The sequence below is a fragment of the Streptomyces boninensis genome, assembly GCF_048572725.1.
Lineage (GTDB): Bacteria > Actinomycetota > Actinomycetes > Streptomycetales > Streptomycetaceae > Streptomyces > Streptomyces boninensis.
Genome location: NZ_CP183837.1, coordinates 6276165 through 6292806 on the forward strand (window position 1 = coordinate 6276165; position 16642 = coordinate 6292806).

General features: G+C 71.3%; 19 protein-coding genes. 11 read left to right on the forward strand and 8 right to left on the reverse strand.

What is annotated here, in order from left to right; translation table 11 throughout:
• Positions 1-47 precede the first annotated feature (47 nt).
• Complete coding sequence (locus ACNNMR_RS28820; RefSeq protein WP_419997594.1) at positions 48-1670, reverse strand: peptide ABC transporter substrate-binding protein; 1623 nt, start codon at positions 1668-1670, stop codon at positions 48-50.
• 234 nt (positions 1671-1904) lie between these two features.
• On the opposite strand from ACNNMR_RS28820, the gene ACNNMR_RS28825 reads away from it, so the two are divergent.
• The 4 genes from ACNNMR_RS28825 to ACNNMR_RS28840 are packed head-to-tail and all read left to right on the forward strand — an operon-like array spanning position 1905 to position 5378.
• On the forward strand, positions 1905-2840 hold the full coding sequence (locus ACNNMR_RS28825) for an ABC transporter ATP-binding protein (protein WP_419997595.1): 936 nt from the start codon (positions 1905-1907) through the stop codon (positions 2838-2840).
• Positions 2837-3571, forward strand: a complete 735-nt coding sequence (locus ACNNMR_RS28830) for an ABC transporter permease (protein ID WP_419997596.1) — start codon at positions 2837-2839, stop codon at positions 3569-3571. Before ACNNMR_RS28825 ends, ACNNMR_RS28830 begins: the two co-directional genes overlap by 4 nt.
• Before the next feature lie 2 nt (positions 3572-3573).
• A complete protein-coding gene (locus tag ACNNMR_RS28835; RefSeq protein WP_420000511.1) occupies positions 3574-4776 on the forward strand; it encodes a sensor histidine kinase in 1203 nt (400 codons plus the stop codon).
• Positions 4773-5378 carry a response regulator gene (locus tag ACNNMR_RS28840; RefSeq protein ID WP_419997597.1) on the forward strand — a complete coding sequence of 202 codons (606 nt, stop codon included), beginning with the start codon at positions 4773-4775 and terminating at the stop codon, positions 5376-5378. Before ACNNMR_RS28835 ends, ACNNMR_RS28840 begins: the two co-directional genes overlap by 4 nt.
• Before the next feature lie 6 nt (positions 5379-5384).
• On the opposite strand, the gene ACNNMR_RS28845 is transcribed toward ACNNMR_RS28840, so the two are convergent.
• Entirely contained in the window at positions 5385-6224 is an 840-nt protein-coding gene (locus tag ACNNMR_RS28845; protein ID WP_419997598.1) for a tetratricopeptide repeat protein, read from the reverse strand.
• 3 nt (positions 6225-6227) lie between these two features.
• Positions 6228-7247 (reverse strand): GNAT family N-acetyltransferase, encoded by a 1020-nt coding sequence (locus ACNNMR_RS28850; RefSeq protein ID WP_419997599.1) that lies wholly within the window; start codon positions 7245-7247, stop codon positions 6228-6230.
• A gap of 125 nt (positions 7248-7372) precedes the next feature.
• On the opposite strand from ACNNMR_RS28850, the gene fdxA reads away from it, so the two are divergent.
• A complete protein-coding gene (gene fdxA / locus ACNNMR_RS28855) occupies positions 7373-7699 on the forward strand; it encodes a ferredoxin (RefSeq protein ID WP_165238354.1) in 327 nt (108 codons plus the stop codon).
• Between the two features lie 85 nt (positions 7700-7784).
• On the forward strand, positions 7785-8876 hold the full coding sequence (gene dapC / locus ACNNMR_RS28860) for a succinyldiaminopimelate transaminase (RefSeq protein ID WP_419997600.1): 1092 nt from the start codon (positions 7785-7787) through the stop codon (positions 8874-8876).
• A 145-nt stretch (positions 8877-9021) separates the two neighbouring features.
• Here the strand turns inward: dapC and ACNNMR_RS28865 are convergent, their stop codons facing one another.
• Both ACNNMR_RS28865 and ACNNMR_RS28870 read right to left on the reverse strand, forming a co-directional pair.
• A complete protein-coding gene (locus ACNNMR_RS28865; RefSeq protein WP_419997601.1) occupies positions 9022-9336 on the reverse strand; it encodes an ATP-binding protein in 315 nt (104 codons plus the stop codon).
• A gap of 292 nt (positions 9337-9628) precedes the next feature.
• The gene (locus ACNNMR_RS28870) at positions 9629-10426 is read right to left on the reverse strand and encodes a hypothetical protein (protein WP_420000512.1); all 798 of its coding nucleotides are present in this window, start codon (positions 10424-10426) and stop codon (positions 9629-9631) included.
• Positions 10427-10556: 130 nt separating this feature from the next.
• Here ACNNMR_RS28870 and dapE point away from each other — a divergent pair, with 130 nt between their 5' ends.
• Both dapE and ACNNMR_RS28880 read left to right on the forward strand, forming a co-directional pair.
• The gene (gene dapE, locus ACNNMR_RS28875; RefSeq protein ID WP_419997602.1) at positions 10557-11645 is read left to right on the forward strand and encodes a succinyl-diaminopimelate desuccinylase; all 1089 of its coding nucleotides are present in this window, start codon (positions 10557-10559) and stop codon (positions 11643-11645) included.
• Between the two features lie 8 nt (positions 11646-11653).
• Complete coding sequence (locus ACNNMR_RS28880) at positions 11654-12415, forward strand: TIGR00730 family Rossman fold protein (protein ID WP_419997603.1); 762 nt, start codon at positions 11654-11656, stop codon at positions 12413-12415.
• Positions 12416-12427: 12 nt separating this feature from the next.
• On the opposite strand, the gene folP is transcribed toward ACNNMR_RS28880, so the two are convergent.
• Complete coding sequence (gene folP, locus ACNNMR_RS28885; RefSeq protein WP_419997604.1) at positions 12428-13288, reverse strand: dihydropteroate synthase; 861 nt, start codon at positions 13286-13288, stop codon at positions 12428-12430.
• Positions 13289-13413: 125 nt separating this feature from the next.
• Between folP and ACNNMR_RS28890 the strand changes: the two genes are divergently transcribed.
• Together ACNNMR_RS28890 and ACNNMR_RS28895 are read left to right on the forward strand one after the other, a co-directional pair.
• Positions 13414-13851 (forward strand): DivIVA domain-containing protein, encoded by a 438-nt coding sequence (locus ACNNMR_RS28890; protein ID WP_419997605.1) that lies wholly within the window; start codon positions 13414-13416, stop codon positions 13849-13851.
• Complete coding sequence (locus ACNNMR_RS28895; protein ID WP_419997606.1) at positions 13844-14422, forward strand: DNA-3-methyladenine glycosylase I; 579 nt, start codon at positions 13844-13846, stop codon at positions 14420-14422. The genes ACNNMR_RS28890 and ACNNMR_RS28895 overlap by 8 nt, the downstream gene beginning before the upstream one ends.
• A gap of 114 nt (positions 14423-14536) precedes the next feature.
• Here the strand turns inward: ACNNMR_RS28895 and ACNNMR_RS28900 are convergent, their stop codons facing one another.
• Entirely contained in the window at positions 14537-15337 is an 801-nt protein-coding gene (locus ACNNMR_RS28900; RefSeq protein ID WP_419997607.1) for an enoyl-CoA hydratase/isomerase family protein, read from the reverse strand.
• Positions 15338-15638: 301 nt separating this feature from the next.
• On the opposite strand from ACNNMR_RS28900, the gene ACNNMR_RS28905 reads away from it, so the two are divergent.
• On the forward strand, positions 15639-15806 hold the full coding sequence (locus ACNNMR_RS28905; RefSeq protein WP_003966491.1) for a DUF3117 domain-containing protein: 168 nt from the start codon (positions 15639-15641) through the stop codon (positions 15804-15806).
• 67 nt (positions 15807-15873) lie between these two features.
• Here the strand turns inward: ACNNMR_RS28905 and ACNNMR_RS28910 are convergent, their stop codons facing one another.
• A complete protein-coding gene (locus ACNNMR_RS28910; protein ID WP_420000513.1) occupies positions 15874-16554 on the reverse strand; it encodes an O-methyltransferase in 681 nt (226 codons plus the stop codon).
• Positions 16555-16642: the final 88 nt, after the last annotated feature.

The window sequence follows — 16642 nt, forward strand, 5'->3', positions numbered from 1 at the left end:
GGCCCCATGGTGCTCGGGCGCCGCCCTCGCTGCGTCACGTGCGGGGACTACTTGACGGTGACGTCCTCGATGCGGACGCCGTTGCCGTCATACGCATAGGAGTCGATCGGCACGTTGGCGAGCTTGTCCGAGGAGATGGTGAAGTTCTGCCAGTTCCACAGCGGGGCCATCGGCATCTCGTCGATGGCGATCTTCTGCGCCTCGGCGTACTTGGCCAGCCGCTCGCTGTCGCTGCCGGCCGACTTGGCCTCGGAGATCTTCGTGTTGAAGTCCTTGAAGGCCTTGCCCTTCCAGCCCATCCGGTTGCCGACGCCCCACATGCTCGCGAGGTAGTTCTCGGCGCTCGGGTAGTCCATCACCCAGTTGTTGCGGTACGGACCGTCTTCCTTCTGCTCGTTCAGGGTGGTCAGGTAGTCCGAGTCCGGGACCTTCTTGAACTTGGCGGTGATGCCGAGGTTGTCCTTCAAGCTCTGCGCGACGATCCGCATCCACTTCTCGTACGTCGGGTCGGCGTTGGAGAAGTACAGGGTCATGGTGCCCTCGAAGCCGCCGGCCTTCTTCAGCAGGGCCTTGGCCTTCTTCGGGTTGTACTCGCAGAACTCACCGCAGGCGTCGGCCTGGTAGCCGGGGACAATCGGCGGGGTCAGCGACTTCATAGCCTTGAAGCCGTTGTCGTAGACCGCCTTGACGATGCCCTCGCGGTCGATCGACATGGAGATGGCCTTGCGTAGGTCCGCGCTCTGGTACTTCTTCTCGAAGAGCGGGAAGCCCAGGTAGTCCATGGTGCCGGCCGGGATCGTCTGCAGCCGGTCGCCGACCTGCTGCTTGGTCGACTTGACCTTGTTCGCCGGCACCGTGCCGATGTCCAGACCGCCGGAGAGGACGTCGTTGGTCTGGGTGTCGTCGCTGGTGTAGACGCGGAACTCGATGCCGTCGACCTTGGGCTTACGGGTGCCGGTGTAGCCCTTGACCTTCTTGACCTTGATCTGCTTGTTGTGCTCCCACTTGCCGTCCATCTGGAACGGCCCGTTGCCGATGGGGCTCTCCTTGAAGCCCTTCGGGTTGCTCAGGGCCTCCTTCGGCAGCGGAGAGAAGGCGAAGGGGGTGGCGAGGGTGAGCGGGAAGTCGCTGAAGGGGTCCTTCAGGGTGACCTCGAAGGTCTGCTTGTCGATGACCTTCAGACCGCTGAGGGTCTTGGCCTTCGGCTTCGCGTCCTCTTCCTCGGGGTTGAGCTCGTCGTAGCCCTCGATGTTGGCGAAGTAGTAGTTCGCGGAGGCGCCGGAGGGGCCGTACGCGGCGTTGTTCCACGCGTTCACGTAGGAGTCGGCGGTGACCGCCTCGCCGTTGGAGAACTTGCTGCCCTTGCGGAGCTTGATGGTCCAGGTCTTCTGGTCCTTGGACTCGACCGACTGCGCGTCGAGCATCTTGACCTTGCCCTGAGGGGTGAGCTCGGTCAGCGGGTCGAAGAGCGCGTTGATCACGGTCGACGAGTACGAGCTGGTGGTGAACCCGGGCGTCAGATTGTCGGGTTCGTTGATCGCTGCGGTGAAGGATCCGCCCGTCTTGCCCTTGCCCCCGTCGTCGCCCCCGTCGTCCCCGCACGCCGTCAGCACCAGGCTGCTCGCCGCCACGACGGCGAACAGCGGGGCTGCGCCTCGCCAACGTCTCATCGTCAGACCTCCTCAAGGCACACGGGGCCGCCCCCGGGCAAAAGTGTTCATGCGAATGTCATGTCCCGCGGGAGTGAGCTTGCTGGTGGCACGGCAGTTTGGGAAGTTACTTTCATCGACCTTGATGAGATTGAAATAAACCTTCAGGAGTGTCTACGGGCCTGACATCTGTCACCTCCAGGACCGGATCCGCGACACTGCCGCGCACCCCCTCCGCGGGCGGAGGGTGGGGCCATGACCACGACAGCAGCACTCCGCCCCGACGCCACCGCCACGGCCGCGGTCGCCTTCGCGGGAGTGGGCAAGACCTTTGGTTCCGTACGGGCCGTAGCCGATCTCTCCGTGGCCCTGCACCCGGGCGAAACGGTCGCCCTCCTCGGCCCGAACGGGGCCGGCAAGTCCACCACCCTCGACCTGCTGCTGGGGCTGCGCAAGCCCGACGCCGGGTCGGTCGAGGTGTTCGGCACCAGCCCCCGCCAGGCCATCGCCGCGGGCCGGGTCGGGACGATGCTGCAGAGCGGCGGCCTGATGGAGGGCGTCAAGGTGCGGGAGCTGGTGCGGCTCGCCTGTGACCTGCACCCGCGCCCGCACCCGGTGGATCACGTGCTGGCCGCCGCCGGGATCGCCGACATCGGCGACCGGCTGGTGGAGAAGCTGTCCGGCGGGCAGCAGCAGAAGGTGCGGTTCGCGCTGGCCACCGCCGGCGACTCGGACCTGATCGTGCTCGACGAGCCGACCACCGGCATGGACGTCTCCGCCCGCCAGTCCTTCTGGACGGCGATGCGGGCGCAGGCCGCCGAGGGCCGCACGGTGCTGTTCGCCACCCACTACCTGGAGGAGGCCGACGAGGTCGCCGACCGGGTGCTGGTGCTGCACCGCGGCCGGCTGCTCGCCGACGGCACCGCCGCCGAGATCAAGGCGCGGGCGGGGGCCCGGCGGATCGCGTTCGACCTGGCGGAGCCGGTGGACGAGGGCGTACTGCGCCGGCTGCCGGAGCTGCGGCAGATAGAGGTGTCGGGCCGGACCGTACGCATCCAGTCCGCCGACGCCGACGCCACCGTGCACGCCCTCTACGCCGCCGGCCTCTATCCGCGCGGCCTCGAGGTCTCCGGGCTCGGCCTGGAGCAGGCCTTCATCGCCATCACCACCGCGGAGGACGAGGACCAGTGAAGACGCTCATCAAGCTCGAAGTGCTGCGCAGCCTGCGCAACAAGAAGTACATGTTCTTCTCGGTGATCTACCCGGCCGGCCTGTACCTCCTCATCACCTCCGGCGGCAACGACACCATCAAGGGCACCGGCCTCGACATGTCGATGTACTTCATGGTCTCGATGGCCTCCTTCGGCGCCCTCACCGCCGTGCTGCTCACCAGCAGCGAACGCATCGCCAAGGAGCGCGACTCCGGCTGGGTGCGGCAGCTGCGGCTGACCGCGCTGCCCGGACGCGGCTACGTGGTCGCGAAGATCGCCGCGGCGGCCACGGTCACGCTGCCGTCGATCGTGCTCGTGCTGATCACCGGTGCCACGGTCAAGGGCGTCCGCCTCGACGCCTGGCAGTGGCCCGCCATCGGCTTCGCCACCTGGGTCGGCAGCTTCGCCTTCGCCGCTCTCGGCGTCGCCATCGGGTACCTGGTCTCGGGGGACGCGGTCCGACCCGTAGCCATGGTCGTCTACTTCACGCTGGCGATGCTCGGCGGCCTGTGGGTCCCCTTCACGACCTTCCCCGACGCGGTCCAGACGGCGGCCGACATCCTGCCCACCCACCATTACGCTGCCCTTGGCCAGGCCATCGAGGCCGGCGGCGCCCCGCACGGGACCGATGTCGCGGTGCTCGCGGCGTGGCTGGCCGCCTTCGTGGCGCTGGCGGCCTGGCTGTACCGGAAGGACACCCGGAAGGCGTGACGATGCGCGGTGAGTCCTGGCCCCCGTGGCGGGACGCGGACGACGAGACGCTGCCCCAGATCGGGCAGCCGCCGGTGACCCGCAAGCAGTTCCTGATCAAGCTGGCGTGGGTCTCGATCTGGATGGTCTACCTCGGCGCGCCGGTCAGCGACCTGCTCGCGGGCAACCACGCGGCGGTGGGCACGGTGCTCGGCTGGGCCGGCCTGGTCGGCTTCGTGGCCACGTACCTCGCGCTCGTCTTCCGTACGAAGGACTACGACCACCCGCGCTGGCTGCACGGCGTGCTGGGCACGATGGCCGCGATGGCGGTGCTGCTGTCGTACACCCTCGGCGAGGCCTGGCTGGTGCTCTTCGTCTACACGGCGGTGGCCTGCGGGGCGGTGCTGCCCACCCGGTACGCGAAATGGGCGATCCCCGCGGCCGCGGTGGCGCTCACCGCGATCGGCCTGCACCTCGACGAGGACCGGGACCTGCTGCCCGGGCTGCTCATCCCCACCCTGCTCGGCGGCTTCGCGATGGTCGGCGTACGCCAGATCGTGCACACCGTCCGCCAGCTGCGCGAGGCCCGCGCGGCCGTCGCGCAGCTCGCGGCGAGCGAGGAACGGCTGCGGCTGGCGCGCGACCTGCACGACCTCCTCGGCCACTCGCTGTCCCTGATCACACTGAAGAGCGAGCTGGCGGGGCGGATGCTGCCCGCGCGTCCCAAGGACGCGGCGGCGCAGGTGGCGGACATCGAGAAGGTGTCGCGGCAGGCGCTGGTGGATGTGCGGGAGGCGGTGTCGGGCTACCGGCGGCCGCAGTTCGCGGTGGAGCTGGCGGGCGCGCGGGTCGCCTTGGCGGCGAGCGGGGTGGAGGCGGCGGCCGGGGCGGTGGAGCTGCCGGATGCGCTGTCGGGGGAGGGGGAGGCGGCGCTGGCCTGGGCGTTGAAGGAGGCGGTGACCAATGTCGTACGGCACGCGGATGCCGCGCACTGCGAGATCGCGGTGTCGGTGACCGTCGACGGCGAGGTGTGTCTGTCCGTCGTGGACGACGGGGTGGGGCCCGGAGGCGCGCCCGGCAACGGACTTGCCGGGCTGTCGGAGCGGATGGTCCTGGCGGAGGGGCGGCTGGAGACGGGGCCGGGGGCACGGGGCGGGTTCGCGCTGCGGGCTTACGTGCCGCTCGAACCGGCCCACCCGCGCCGAGCCGATACCCTCCCCTCATGATCCGCGTGCTCCTCGCCGAGGACCAGGCCATGGTGCGGGAGGCCCTGGCCGCGCTGCTCTCCCTCGAAGGCGACCTCGAAGTCGTCGCTCAAGTCGACCGCGGGGACGAGGTGCTCGCCGCCGCCCGGGAGGCGCGGCCCGATGTGGTGCTGCTGGACATCGAGATGCCTGGTCGTACGGGACTCGAAGCCGCCGCCGAACTGCGTGCCGCGCTGCCGGACCTCAAGGTCGTCATCCTCACCACCTTCGGCCGCCCCGGCTATCTGCGCCGCGCGATGGAGTCCGGCGCCGACGCCTTCCTCGTCAAAGACGCCCCCGCCGCCCAGCTCGCGGACGCCGTCCGCCGCGTGCTGCGCGGCGAGCGCGTCATCGACCCCGCGCTGGCCGCCGCCGCGCTCGCCGACGGGGCCAGCCCGCTCACCGAGCGGGAGCGGGACGTCCTCGACGCCGCGGCGGACGGCGCGTCCAACGCCGAGGTGGCGGCCCGGCTGCACCTGTCGCACGGGACCGTACGCAACTATCTGTCCACCGCCATCCAGAAGACCGGCGCGCGCAATCGCGCTGATGCGGTGCGGATCGCGCGGGACAAAGGCTGGCTCTAGCCGGGGTCAGTTCAAGCGCGCCCGCGCCAATCGTGCTTCCCGCCGGACCCGTTCCGCCATCGCCGGCTCCACCTCCGCGACCACCGTCGCGTACTCCTCCAGCTCCCGCGCCCCGTCCGCGAACTCCCCCCGCTCCACCAGCAGCCGCGCCCGCTCGTACCGCAGCCGCGCCGGATGGGCGGGCAGCAGCAGCGAAAGATCCACCGCCCACAGCTGCACGTCCGTCCGCTCGGGCCGGGAGGCGGCCCATGCACGAATGTTGTTCAGGATCCGCAGCACTATCTCCAGCGGATCGGCAGGCCGCAGCATCGACGGCGTGAGGCCCGCCCCGGTGGCGCCCACCACCAGCAGCTCCGCGTCCCGGTCGGTCAGCGGACGACCGCCGTCGAAGGGGTCGGCCAGCACCAGTCCGTCGCCCCCGGCGGCGGCAGCCGCGCCCGGGTCGCCGAAGCCGACCACGAAGTGCCCGGGCAGCGCCACCCCGTACACCGGCGCCCCCGCCCTGCGGCACACCTCCAGCCACACCACCGACAGCAGGATCGGCAGGCCGCGGCGGCGGCGCAGCACCTCGTGCAGCAGCGACGACTCGAGCCGCCGGTAGTCGGCGGGCGACCCGTGGAAGCCGCACTGCTCGCCGAGCAGCCGGGCAGCGGCGTCCGCCCAGGCGGGCGCGGTGCCCGGGCGGTACGGGAGCCGTCCGGCCAGCTCGTCGAGCTCCATCTGCGCCGCGTCCATGCCCGCCTCGCCGAGGTCCGGGTCGGCGACGGCGCCGATCAGCAGGCACAGCCGGGCGAGGTCGGGGCGCTCGGCCCGCGCCTCGTCGGCGAACTCCTGCTGTGGTCGCATTCCTCAGCCCTCTGGCCTGCTGTCACGTTCAAAGATGCGGTAGTGGTACGCGTGATGCGTGCTGAATCCGAGCCGGTCGTAGAGCGCGAGCGCCCCGTCGTTGTGCGGCTCCACCTGGAGATACGCCGCCGAAGCGCCCTCGTCCAGTGCCCGCGCGGCGAGCGCCGCCATCACCTCGGTCGCCAGCCCCTTCCGGCGGTGCTCGGGCGCCACCTCGACCGCGGCGAAACCGGCCCACCGCCCGTCGACCACACACCGCCCGATCGCGGCGGGCGCCGAGCCTTCCGCGCCGGGTACGGTCGCGAACCACACCGAAGGGCCGCCGTGCAGCACCTTCAGCGCCTGCTCGGAGGGCCCGGTGGCGGCACGGTCGTACAACGCCAGCCAGGAGTCATCGGCGCCACGGGACAGCTCCACCCGCGCACCGGCCGCGGCATCGGCGACCCTGGCCAGCGCCCCGATCTGCAGCAGCGCCTGCCGGTCGGCCGTCCACCCCCGCTCGTCCAGCTCCGCCGCCAGCTGATCCTGGGAGTCCTCCGCGCCCGTCGCCACCTGGATCCGCGTCGGCAGCCCGCGCGCCTCGTACCACCCATGCACCCGCGCCAGCGCCTCCTCCAGCGGCAGCCCGGGGTCGCCGAGCGGGAGCACCGAGTTGGCCCGGCTCGTAAAGCCGCCGGAGGCGCGCAGGTCCCAGCCGCCCAGCCGCTCCGTCTCCACCGCGGGCCAGCCGCGGGCCGCCACCCGGGTGAGCTCCTCGGCGGTCGTTACGGGTCCGCGCCGCCGCGCGGGCGCCGCGGGCACGACCTTGCCCGCGACCAGGCTGTCCTCCGCGACCCGGGCGATCGTGCCGTCCCGCCTGGTGAGACGCAGGATGCCCGTGTCCCACGATGTGAGCACGCCAACGACATCCGTAAACCGCGCGCCGGGTTCCCCGGAGCCGGTCAGCAGCCGCACCGAGACCCGTTTTCCCACGTCAGAAGGGGTAATGCGGACTTCCAGGAGTCCCCGAGTGGTGAATTCCACAGTGCTGTCCGCCCCTCATGTTCGTTCCGGACCCGGGAACGGAGATACTAGACGCGGGCATCGACGACGCCGCGCTCCCGCGCGCCCTGGCGCTAGCCAAGCCCGTTACGAGGAGGAACGACAGCGTGACCTACGTCATCGCAGAGCCTTGTGTCGATCTCAAGGACAAGGCCTGCATCGAGGAGTGCCCCGTCGACTGCATCTACGAGGGCCAGCGGTCCTTGTACATCCACCCGGACGAATGCGTCGACTGCGGGGCTTGCGAGCCGGTCTGCCCGGTCGAAGCGATCTTCTACGAGGACGACACTCCGGAGGAGTGGAAGGACTACTACAAGGCAAATGTGGAGTTCTTCGACGACCTCGGCTCCCCGGGCGGTGCCTCGAAGCTCGGTCTGATCGAGAAGGACCACCCGGTCATCGCGGCACTGCCGCCGCAGGAACACGACGAGTGACCTGCACCCTGATGTGACGACAGCAACCAGGTCCCCGTACGGCAATCTGCCGTGCGGGGACCTGCTGCAGAGAAAGGACGCCGCCGTGCGCGCAGTCTCCGCCCGCCTCCCCGTCTTCCCCTGGGACCGGCTGGAGCCCTATAAAACCGCCGCGGCCGCACACCCCGACGGCATCGTCGACCTCTCCGTCGGCACCCCCGTCGACCCGGTCCCGCAGCTGATCCGTACGGCCCTGGCCGACGCCTCCGACAGCCCCGGCTACCCGATGGCCTGGGGCACCCCGGCGCTCCGCGAGGCCATCGCCGGCTGGCTGCAGGGCCGCCTCGGCGTCGCCGCGGACCCCGACGCCACCCTGCCGACGATCGGCTCGAAGGAGCTGGTGGGCTGGCTGCCGACGCTGCTCGGCCTGGAACCCGGGGACCAGGTGGCGTACCCGGGGCTCGCCTACCCGACGTACGAGATCGGCGCGCTGATGGCGCGCGCGGAGGCGGTGCCGTACACGGACCCGGTCACCGATCTGGACCCGACCCGGGTCAAGGTGCTGTGGCTGAATACGCCGTCGAACCCGACGGGCCGGACGCTGTCGGCGGACGAGCTGCGCCGGATCGTCGGCTGGGCGCGCGAGCACGGCATCCTGCTCGTCTCCGACGAGTGCTACATCGAGCTCGGCTGGGACGTCGACCCGGTGTCGGTGCTGCACCCGGACGTCTGCGGCGACTCGCACGAGGGCCTCATCGCGGTCCACTCGCTCTCCAAGCGCTCCAACTTCGCGGGCTACCGCGGGGCGTTCCTGGCGGGTGATCCCGCCGTCATCAAGGAGCTGCTCGGCATCCGCAAGCACACCGGGATGATGGTGTCGAAGCCGGTGCAGGAGGCGATGATCGCCGCGCTCGGCGACCGTACGCATGTGACGGAGCAGCGGGAGCGCTATGCGCGCCGGCGCGCGGCCCTGCGGGGCGCCTTCGAGGCGGCGGGCTTCACGATCGAGCACAGCGAGGCGTCGCTGTACCTGTGGGCGACGCGGGGCGAGAGCTGCTGGGACACGGTCGGCCAGCTGGCCAAGTCCGGGATTCTGGTGGCTCCGGGAGAGTTTTACGGGGCGGAGGGCGCCGAGTTCGTACGGGTCGCCTTCACGGCGACGGACGAGCGGGTCGCGGCAGCGGTGGCGCGGCTGTAACGGGGGCGGGGGCAGCGCCCCAGTGGGGGTCTGGGGGCGAAGCCCCCAGGATCATTCCCCGCAGCACCGCGGCGTAGCCGCAAGCGCGCAGGGGCCCATGCGAGCTGGTTTGCTCGCTGGGCCCCTACTGCGTGGTGCGGGTGCGTCAGCCGCCGAGGCCGCCGACGGCCGGAAGGCCCTGCTTGGCCACGCCGCCGACGACGCTGCCCACGGCGCCCTGGCCGGCGGGCACAACCTCGGTGGTGGCGGTGTCCGCCAGGTCGCTGGCGGTGCCGGTGGCGGTGCCGACCGCGGTGCCGGCGGTGTCGCCCACGGTGCTCGGGTCAACGGCGTTGAGTCCGGTACCCGCGACGGGCAGCTCGGCGGCGGAGGCAGCTCCGGCGGCGCCGATCACGGGCGCCGCGCCAGCGGCGACGATCAGCGCGGCCCGGGCGATCCGACGCGAGATGGGGAGGGACATGGTGCTCCTTTGACGGAGGGGATCTGGTTCGACGTTGCCCGCCGGGGCGGACGCCGTGACTACCGCGTGACTTCCCGGAAGGTTGCGGTCCGCCAAGGTAAAGAGTTGGTAATGCGTCGCATAATCGGTTTCAGCGCAAAAACGGGCAAAGGGGATCTCGGGGGAGGGGTGCGGGTGGCGCCATGACCTGCTGATTCGCGGGTAGTTGGGCTGCTGGTTCGGGGGGTGCGGGGGCGGTGTCCGGCCGTCGACCCTGATTGATCCGGATACTCCGGGCGGAGGACGGGCCGAACTAGTGAGTGGTAACGAGCCGTACGCGGTCCGCGCCCGAATTACCCTTTTTCTGCCAACCGTCGTCCGCGCCGGACGCGGTCCAGGTCCGGCCGGCGTACGTGACCTTCTCCAGCCGCAGGATGGTGGCGTGCGCCACGGCCCAGTGCGCCAACTGCCAGCCGCTCTCGGCGCTGTTGGCGCCGGTGGCCACGGTCACGGTCGCGTCGGCCTCGGGATCACCGCTGGTCGCCGCGGCGGCCGGCTCCTGATCCGGGACGAGATCCTTCCCGAACTCCCTTGCCAGCTGGGCCCGTACCTGATCGGGAGTCGCGGGCGCGGCCTTCTCCCCGTCCCCCGTAGTGCAGTTGAGGGCGGCCCGCTCGCGGCCGGTGAAGGCGGCGGCGAGCAGCGTGGCCGAGGTCTCGTGCTTCGCGTACGCCTGCGGGAAGCCGCTGCGCTGCACCCGCTGGGCGGCGACGGTCAGCGGCAGCCGCGAGTAGCCGGGGATCTTGACCAGGTGGTCGTAGAAGCGGCCGGACGAATAGACCGGGTCCTGGATCTGCTTCGTGGTGCCCCAGCCCTGCGAAGGGCGCTGCTGGAAGAGGCCGAGCGAGTCCCGGTCGCCGTGCTCGATGTTGCGCAGCTCGGACTCCTGCATCGCGGTGGCGAGGGCGATGGTCACGGCGCGGAGCGGGAGCCGGCGGGAGGCGGCGACGGCGGAGATGGTGGCGGCGCTGGCGGCCTGGTCGGGGTCCATGTCGTACGAGCCGGTGGCGGTCTTGACCTCGCAGCTGGCGGGGCCTGCGTCGCCGGTCATGCGGACGACCAGGTAGGTGCCGAGCGCGAGCACCAGCGCGAGCGCGATGAGGGTGCGAGGGTGGCGTACGGACACGTTCGTACGGTAGCGCGCGGCTCATGGTGGGTGAGCCGGAGGCTATCGTCTCCGTATGCACCAGCTTGATCTTTCGCTCGATGCCGCCCAGGTGACCGCCCAGCTCGTCGACATCCCCTCGGTGAGCGGCGAGGAGAAAGAGCTCGCCGACGCGGTCGAGAGCGCGCTGCGGGCGCTGCCGCACCTGGAGGTCCTGCGGGACGGCGACGCCGTCGTCGCCCGGACCGCGCTAGGGCGGAGTGAGCGGGTGGTGCTGGCCGGACACCTCGACACGGTGCCGATCGCGGACAACGTGCCGTCGCGGCTCGACGAGAACGGCATCCTCTGGGGCTGCGGCACCTCCGACATGAAGAGCGGCGTCGCCGTACAGCTGCGGATCGCCGCCACCGTGCCCGAGCCGAACCGCGACCTGACCTTCGTCTTCTACGACCAGGAAGAGGTCGAGGCCGAGCGCAACGGCCTGAAGCGGCTGGCGGAGAAGCACCCCGAGTGGCTGGCCGGCGACTTCGCCGTGGTGCTGGAGCCGTCCAGCGGCGAGATCGAGGGCGGCTGCCAGGGGACGCTGCGCGTCCTGCTGCACACCACGGGGGAGCGGGCGCACTCGGCGCGCAGCTGGCTGGGCCGCAACGCCATCCACGGGGCCGCGCCGATCCTGGAGCGGCTGGCGGCGTACGAGCCGCGGCGGGTGGAGATCGACGGCCTCGAATACCGCGAGGGCCTCAATGCCGTACGCATCGAGGGCGGCGTCGCCGGCAATGTGATCCCGGACGCCTGCACCGTAACCGTGAACTTCCGCTACGCCCCCGACCGCGGCGAGGACGAGGCGCTGGCGCATGTGCGGCAGGTCTTCGACGGGCTGTACGAGGACCTGGTCGTGGACGACAGCTCCCCCGGCGCGCTGCCCGGCCTCGGCCGCCCCGCCGCGGCTGCCTTCATCGAGGCGGTCGGCGGCACGCCGCAGCCGAAGTACGGCTGGACGGACGTGGCGCGCTTCTCCGCCCTGGGCGTCCCGGCGGTCAACTACGGCCCCGGCGACCCCAACTACGCCCACAAACGCGACGAGCACGCCCACATCTCCAAGATCCTCCACTGCGAGGCACGCCTGCGCGCCTGGCTTACGCTGAACGGGAGCAACCGGTCGTAAGGAGCACCATGGGAGAAGACGTCACGGAGCAGCGGCTCGGGCCCGTCGTGCGGCGGCGGAGCCGGATTCAGCGGTCCACTATGGATCAGCATCTGCTGGACACCAGGGAGCGGTCGGCGCAGTACGTCCACGACGATCCGTGGCGGGTGCTGCGGATGCAGGCCGAGTTCGTGGAGGGCTTCGGGGCGCTTGCCGAGGTGGGGCCCGCGATCAGTGTCTTCGGGTCGGCTCGTACGCCTGCGGACTCGCCGGAGTATGCGGCCGGGGTGGCCATTGGGAAGGCGCTGGTGGACGCCGGTTTCGCCGTCATCACCGGTGGCGGGCCCGGGGCCATGGAGGCGGCGAACAAGGGGGCGCTGGAGGCGGGCGGCCTGTCCGTCGGGCTCGGCATTGAGCTGCCCTTCGAGCAGGGGATGAACAAGTACGTCGATCTCGGCGTGAACTTCCGTTACTTTTTCGTGCGGAAGACGTGTTTTGTGAAGTACGCGCAAGGGTTCGTGGTGCTGCCCGGCGGGCTCGGCACCATGGACGAGCTCTTCGAGGCGCTCACCCTGGTGCAGACCCGGAAGGTCACCCGCTTCCCGATCGTGCTGTACGGGTCGGAGTACTGGGGCGGGCTGATCGACTGGCTGCGGAAGACGGTCATCGCGCAGGGCAAGGCGGGGGAGAAGGACCTGGATCTCTTCCACGTGACCGATGACGTGGGTGAGGCGGTGCGGCTGGTGACCAAGGAGACGGACGCGGAGGGCAGCACGGGCTTCGAGGTGTAGGCCGTACGCGTCTCACGCCAGCCCGCGCCGGGCCACCGCCGGCGGGCGGTGGCCCGCGATGGACGCCACCATGTCGAGGACCTGCCGGGTCTCGGCGACCTCGTGCACGCGGTAGACCTGCGCGCCCAGCCACGCCGACACGGCGGTGGTGGCGAGGGTGCCGATGACCCGCTCCTTGACCGGCTTGTCGAGGGTCTCGCCGACGAAGTCCTTGTTGGACAGCGAGACCAGGACCGGCCAGCCGGTGGCGGTCATCTCGCCGAGGCGGCGGGTGGCTTCGAGGGAGTGGCGGGTGTTCTTGCCGAAGTCGTGGCCCGGGTCGATGAGGATGCCGTCGCGGCGTACGCCCAGCTCCACGGCCCGCTCCGCCAGGCCGAGGGTGACGCGGAGGATGTCCGCCACCACATCCTCGTACGCGATCCGGTGCGGCCGGGTGCGCGGCTGCACGCCGCCGGCGTGGGTGCACACGAGACCCACCCCGCGCCGCGCGGCGACCTCGGCGAGCCGCGGGTCGACGCCGCCCCAGGCGTCATTGAGGAGGTCGGCCCCCGCCTCGCAGGCGGCCTCGCCGACCTCGTGCCGCCAGGTGTCGACGCTGATGACGACGTCCGGGTGGCGCTCGCGCACCTCGGCGATGAAGGGGATGGTGCGCCGGATCTCCTCCTCCGTGGTCACCTCATCGCCGGGACCGGCCTTCACCCCGCCGATGTCGATGATCGCGGCGCCTTCGGCGACCGCCTGCTCGACGCGGGCGAGCGCGGGCTCGTCGCGGAAGGTGGCGCCCTTGTCGTAGAAGGAGTCCGGGGTACGGTTCACGATCGCCATGATCACGGGCTCCCGCTCCGCGAACTCCTGCCGCCCCAAGCGCAGCATGGCGCCCCTCCTTCGTGCCGGTACCCGTATCCGTGGCTGTGCCACAGACCCTAACCAGAACCGGGTTGTCGGTGGGACGTGGCACGATCGGTGCAGACAATCGATGGACCATCGGGGAGTCGTTCGTGTTCTGGTTCTTGCTGATCGCCATGGTCGCGGTGGTCGCTGCCGTCACGCTGCTGCTGGTCGGCGGCGGGGGCGGCGAGCTCACGGAGCCGCAGCCCGACCGGTTGTACGATCCGCTGCCCGACGACCGCCCGGTCGGCCGGGCGGATGTGGAGGCGCTGCGGCTGCCGATGGCGCTGCGGGGCTACCGCATGGCTGATGTCGACGACGCCCTCGACCGCCTCGGCGCCGAGCTCGCGGAGCGCGAGGCGCGCATCGCGGCGCTGGAGTCGCAGCTGGCCGGGGCCCGGTCGGCCGCGATGGGCGCGGCGCCGTCGGCCGGGCCGCCGCAGGACGCGATGCCGCCGTCCGGCGGCCAGGGCTTCGGCGGCCAGGGCTTCGGCGGTCCGGGGGTCGGCGGCTCCGGGATCAGCGGCAAGGGGTTCGGCGATGAGTGAGGCGATCGCGGGCGCCGACGGCCTGCTGCGCTGCCCGTGGGGCCTGTCCGCGCCGGACTATGTCGCGTACCACGACGAGGAGTGGGGCCGCCCGGTCCACGGCGACGACGCGCTCTTCGAGCGGCTGAGCCTGGAGGCCTTCCAGTCCGGTCTGTCGTGGCTGACGATCCTGCGGCGGCGCGAGGGCTTCCGCGCGGCGTTCGCGGGGTTCGAGATCGCGAAGGTGGCGACGTTCGGCGAGGCCGACGAGCAGCGCCTGCTGGCGGACGAGGGCATCATCCGCAACCGCCTGAAGGTGGCCGCCACGCTCGCGAACGCCAAGGTCCTGGCGGACTGGCAGCCCGGCGAGCTGGACGAGCTGATCTGGTCGTACGCCCCGGACCCGGCCGGCCGCCCGGCGCCGAAGCGGCTGTCGGATGTCCCGGCGGTGACGCCGGAGTCCACGGCGCTGGCAAAGGAGCTGAAGCGCAGGGGCCTGCGTTTCGTCGGCCCGACGACGGCGTACGCACTGATGCAGGCGTGCGGCTTGGTGAACGATCATCTGGTGGATTGCGCAAGCCGCGACGGGTAGCGCGGTGCGGGCTGCGTCGGCGGCCGCCGGAAACGTCCGGGCCCACCCGTCCCGCCCAGCGGGACGCCTGCCCCCGAGAGACGGAGCGGAGCAACGGGCGGGTGGGCGGGCATATCAGCGCCCGAGGTATTTCGGCGTCTCCTTCTTAAGGAAGGCCTCCACCGCGATCCGGTGGTCCTGTGACGAGCCCGCCCGCTCCTGCAGGTCGTCCTCCTTCTGCAGCGTCTCAAGCAACCCGTGCCCGGCCGCAAAGGCCAGCGACTCCTTGATCGCCGCGTACGCAACGGTCGGCCCCTCAGCCATCCGTCGCGCCACCGCCGCCGCCTCGTCCGCGAGCTCCGCCGCCGGCACGACCACATTCGCGATCCCCAGCTCCAGCGCCTCCGCCGCCTTCACGGAGCGCGGGAAGAAGAGCAGGTCAGCCGCCCGCCCGTGCCCCACAAGACGCGGCAGCGTCCAGGACATCCCGGAGTCCGCGGTCAGCGCGACGCCCGCGAAGGACGTATTGAAGGACGCGCTGTCCGCCACCACCCGGTAGTCGGCGGCGAGCGCGAGCCCGGCCCCGGCGCCCGCGGCGACCCCGTTCACGCCCGCCACCACCGGCTTCGGCATCGTGGTGAGCGCCTCGACGACGGGGTTGTAGTGCTCCGCCACCGTGCTCATGGTGCGGGTGTCCCCGCTCTCGCGGTCCGCCGACAGCGACGCGACGTGCTCCTTGAGGTCCTGCCCCACGCAGAACGCCCGCCCGGTCGCGGTGAGCAGCACCGCCCGTACGCCCGGATCCGCCGCCGCCCGCCGCACGGCGTCGCGCAGCGCGACCTTCGCGTCGGTGTTGAGCGCGTTCATCGCGTCCGGCCGGTTCAGGGTCACGGTCGCCAGACCGGACTCGACCTCGTACAGCACGGCATCGCTCATCAGGCATCTCCTCGGCGTCGGCGGCGGCTCGTAAGAGCCATCGTGCCGCTGTTAGGCGCCCCGCGGGGATGTGATGTACGGCATATCTTCGAGCCGTTCGATCACCGCGCCCGGTAACGAGAAGGACGCAGTATGGCAGGCGCATCGGCGAATTGGGGGGTTTTGCGGGAGAAGAAGGGCCGGTACGGCCGAAGGGATGCGCCTCGATGTTGGTCATCGGGGCCCGCGATGCGGGATAATGGCTGAGAAGCACTGTGTTCGATACCGGTGTGATGAGCTGGTTTCAGGAAGGGGAACGAGCATGGCGGCCATGAAGCCGCGGACGGGCGATGGCCCGCTCGAGGTGACCAAGGAGGGGCGGGGCATCGTCATGCGCGTTCCGCTCGAGGGCGGCGGGCGGCTCGTCGTCGAGCTGACGCCCGATGAGGCCGACGCTCTCGGCGACGCTCTGAAGAAGGTCGTGGGCTGACACCACCAGCCTCGTCCCCCCTGTGACACTGCCCCGACCGGATTCCGGTCGGGGCGGTTCTCTTTTTTTACGCGCCGCCCCGCTTTACGGCGCACAGCAGCCCGTCCCCTACCGGCAGCAGCGCCGGCAGCAGCTCCGTGCTCTCCCGTACGGCCCGCAGCAGCTCCCGCAGCTGCGCCACCTCGACCGGCTGCGCGCCGGGCGCTCCGACCGTACGGCCCTCGGCGAAGACGCCCTCGAAGCACACCAGCCCGCCGGGCCGCAGCAGGCGCAACGATTCAGCTAGACAGTCCAGGCACTCCGCCGGGTCGCCGTCGACAAAGACCATGTCGTACCCGCCGTCGGCCAGCCGCGGCAGCACGTCCATGGCGCGGCCGACGATGATCCGCGCCCGGTTCGCGGCGAAGCCCGCCGCGCGGAACGCCTGCCGGGCGAACTGCTGCCGCTCCGGCTCCGGGTCGACCGTCGTCAGCACGCCGTCCGGGCGCATGCCCTGCAGCAGATGGATGCCGGAGACCCCGGTCCCGGTGCCGATCTCGGCGACGGCCTTGGCGTCGGCGGTGGCGGCCAGCAGCCGCAGCGCGGCGCCGGTGCCGGGGGTCACGGTGCGGGCGCCGGAGAGCCGGGCCCGTTCCCGCGCCCACTGCAGCGCCTCGCTCGCCGCGCCCCGGTCGCCCTCGGACGGCCCGGCGCTCGGCGCGCCATAGCCTTCCGCGAATGACCAGTTCGCCTGCCGGTTGCCAGAAATGGCAGTCTCCCGTCCCCGTCCGACGTCGAACGTGACTGTATCCGCTGCGGTCGGGAACCTGGTGCTGGGACCGGGCGTTAGGCAATTC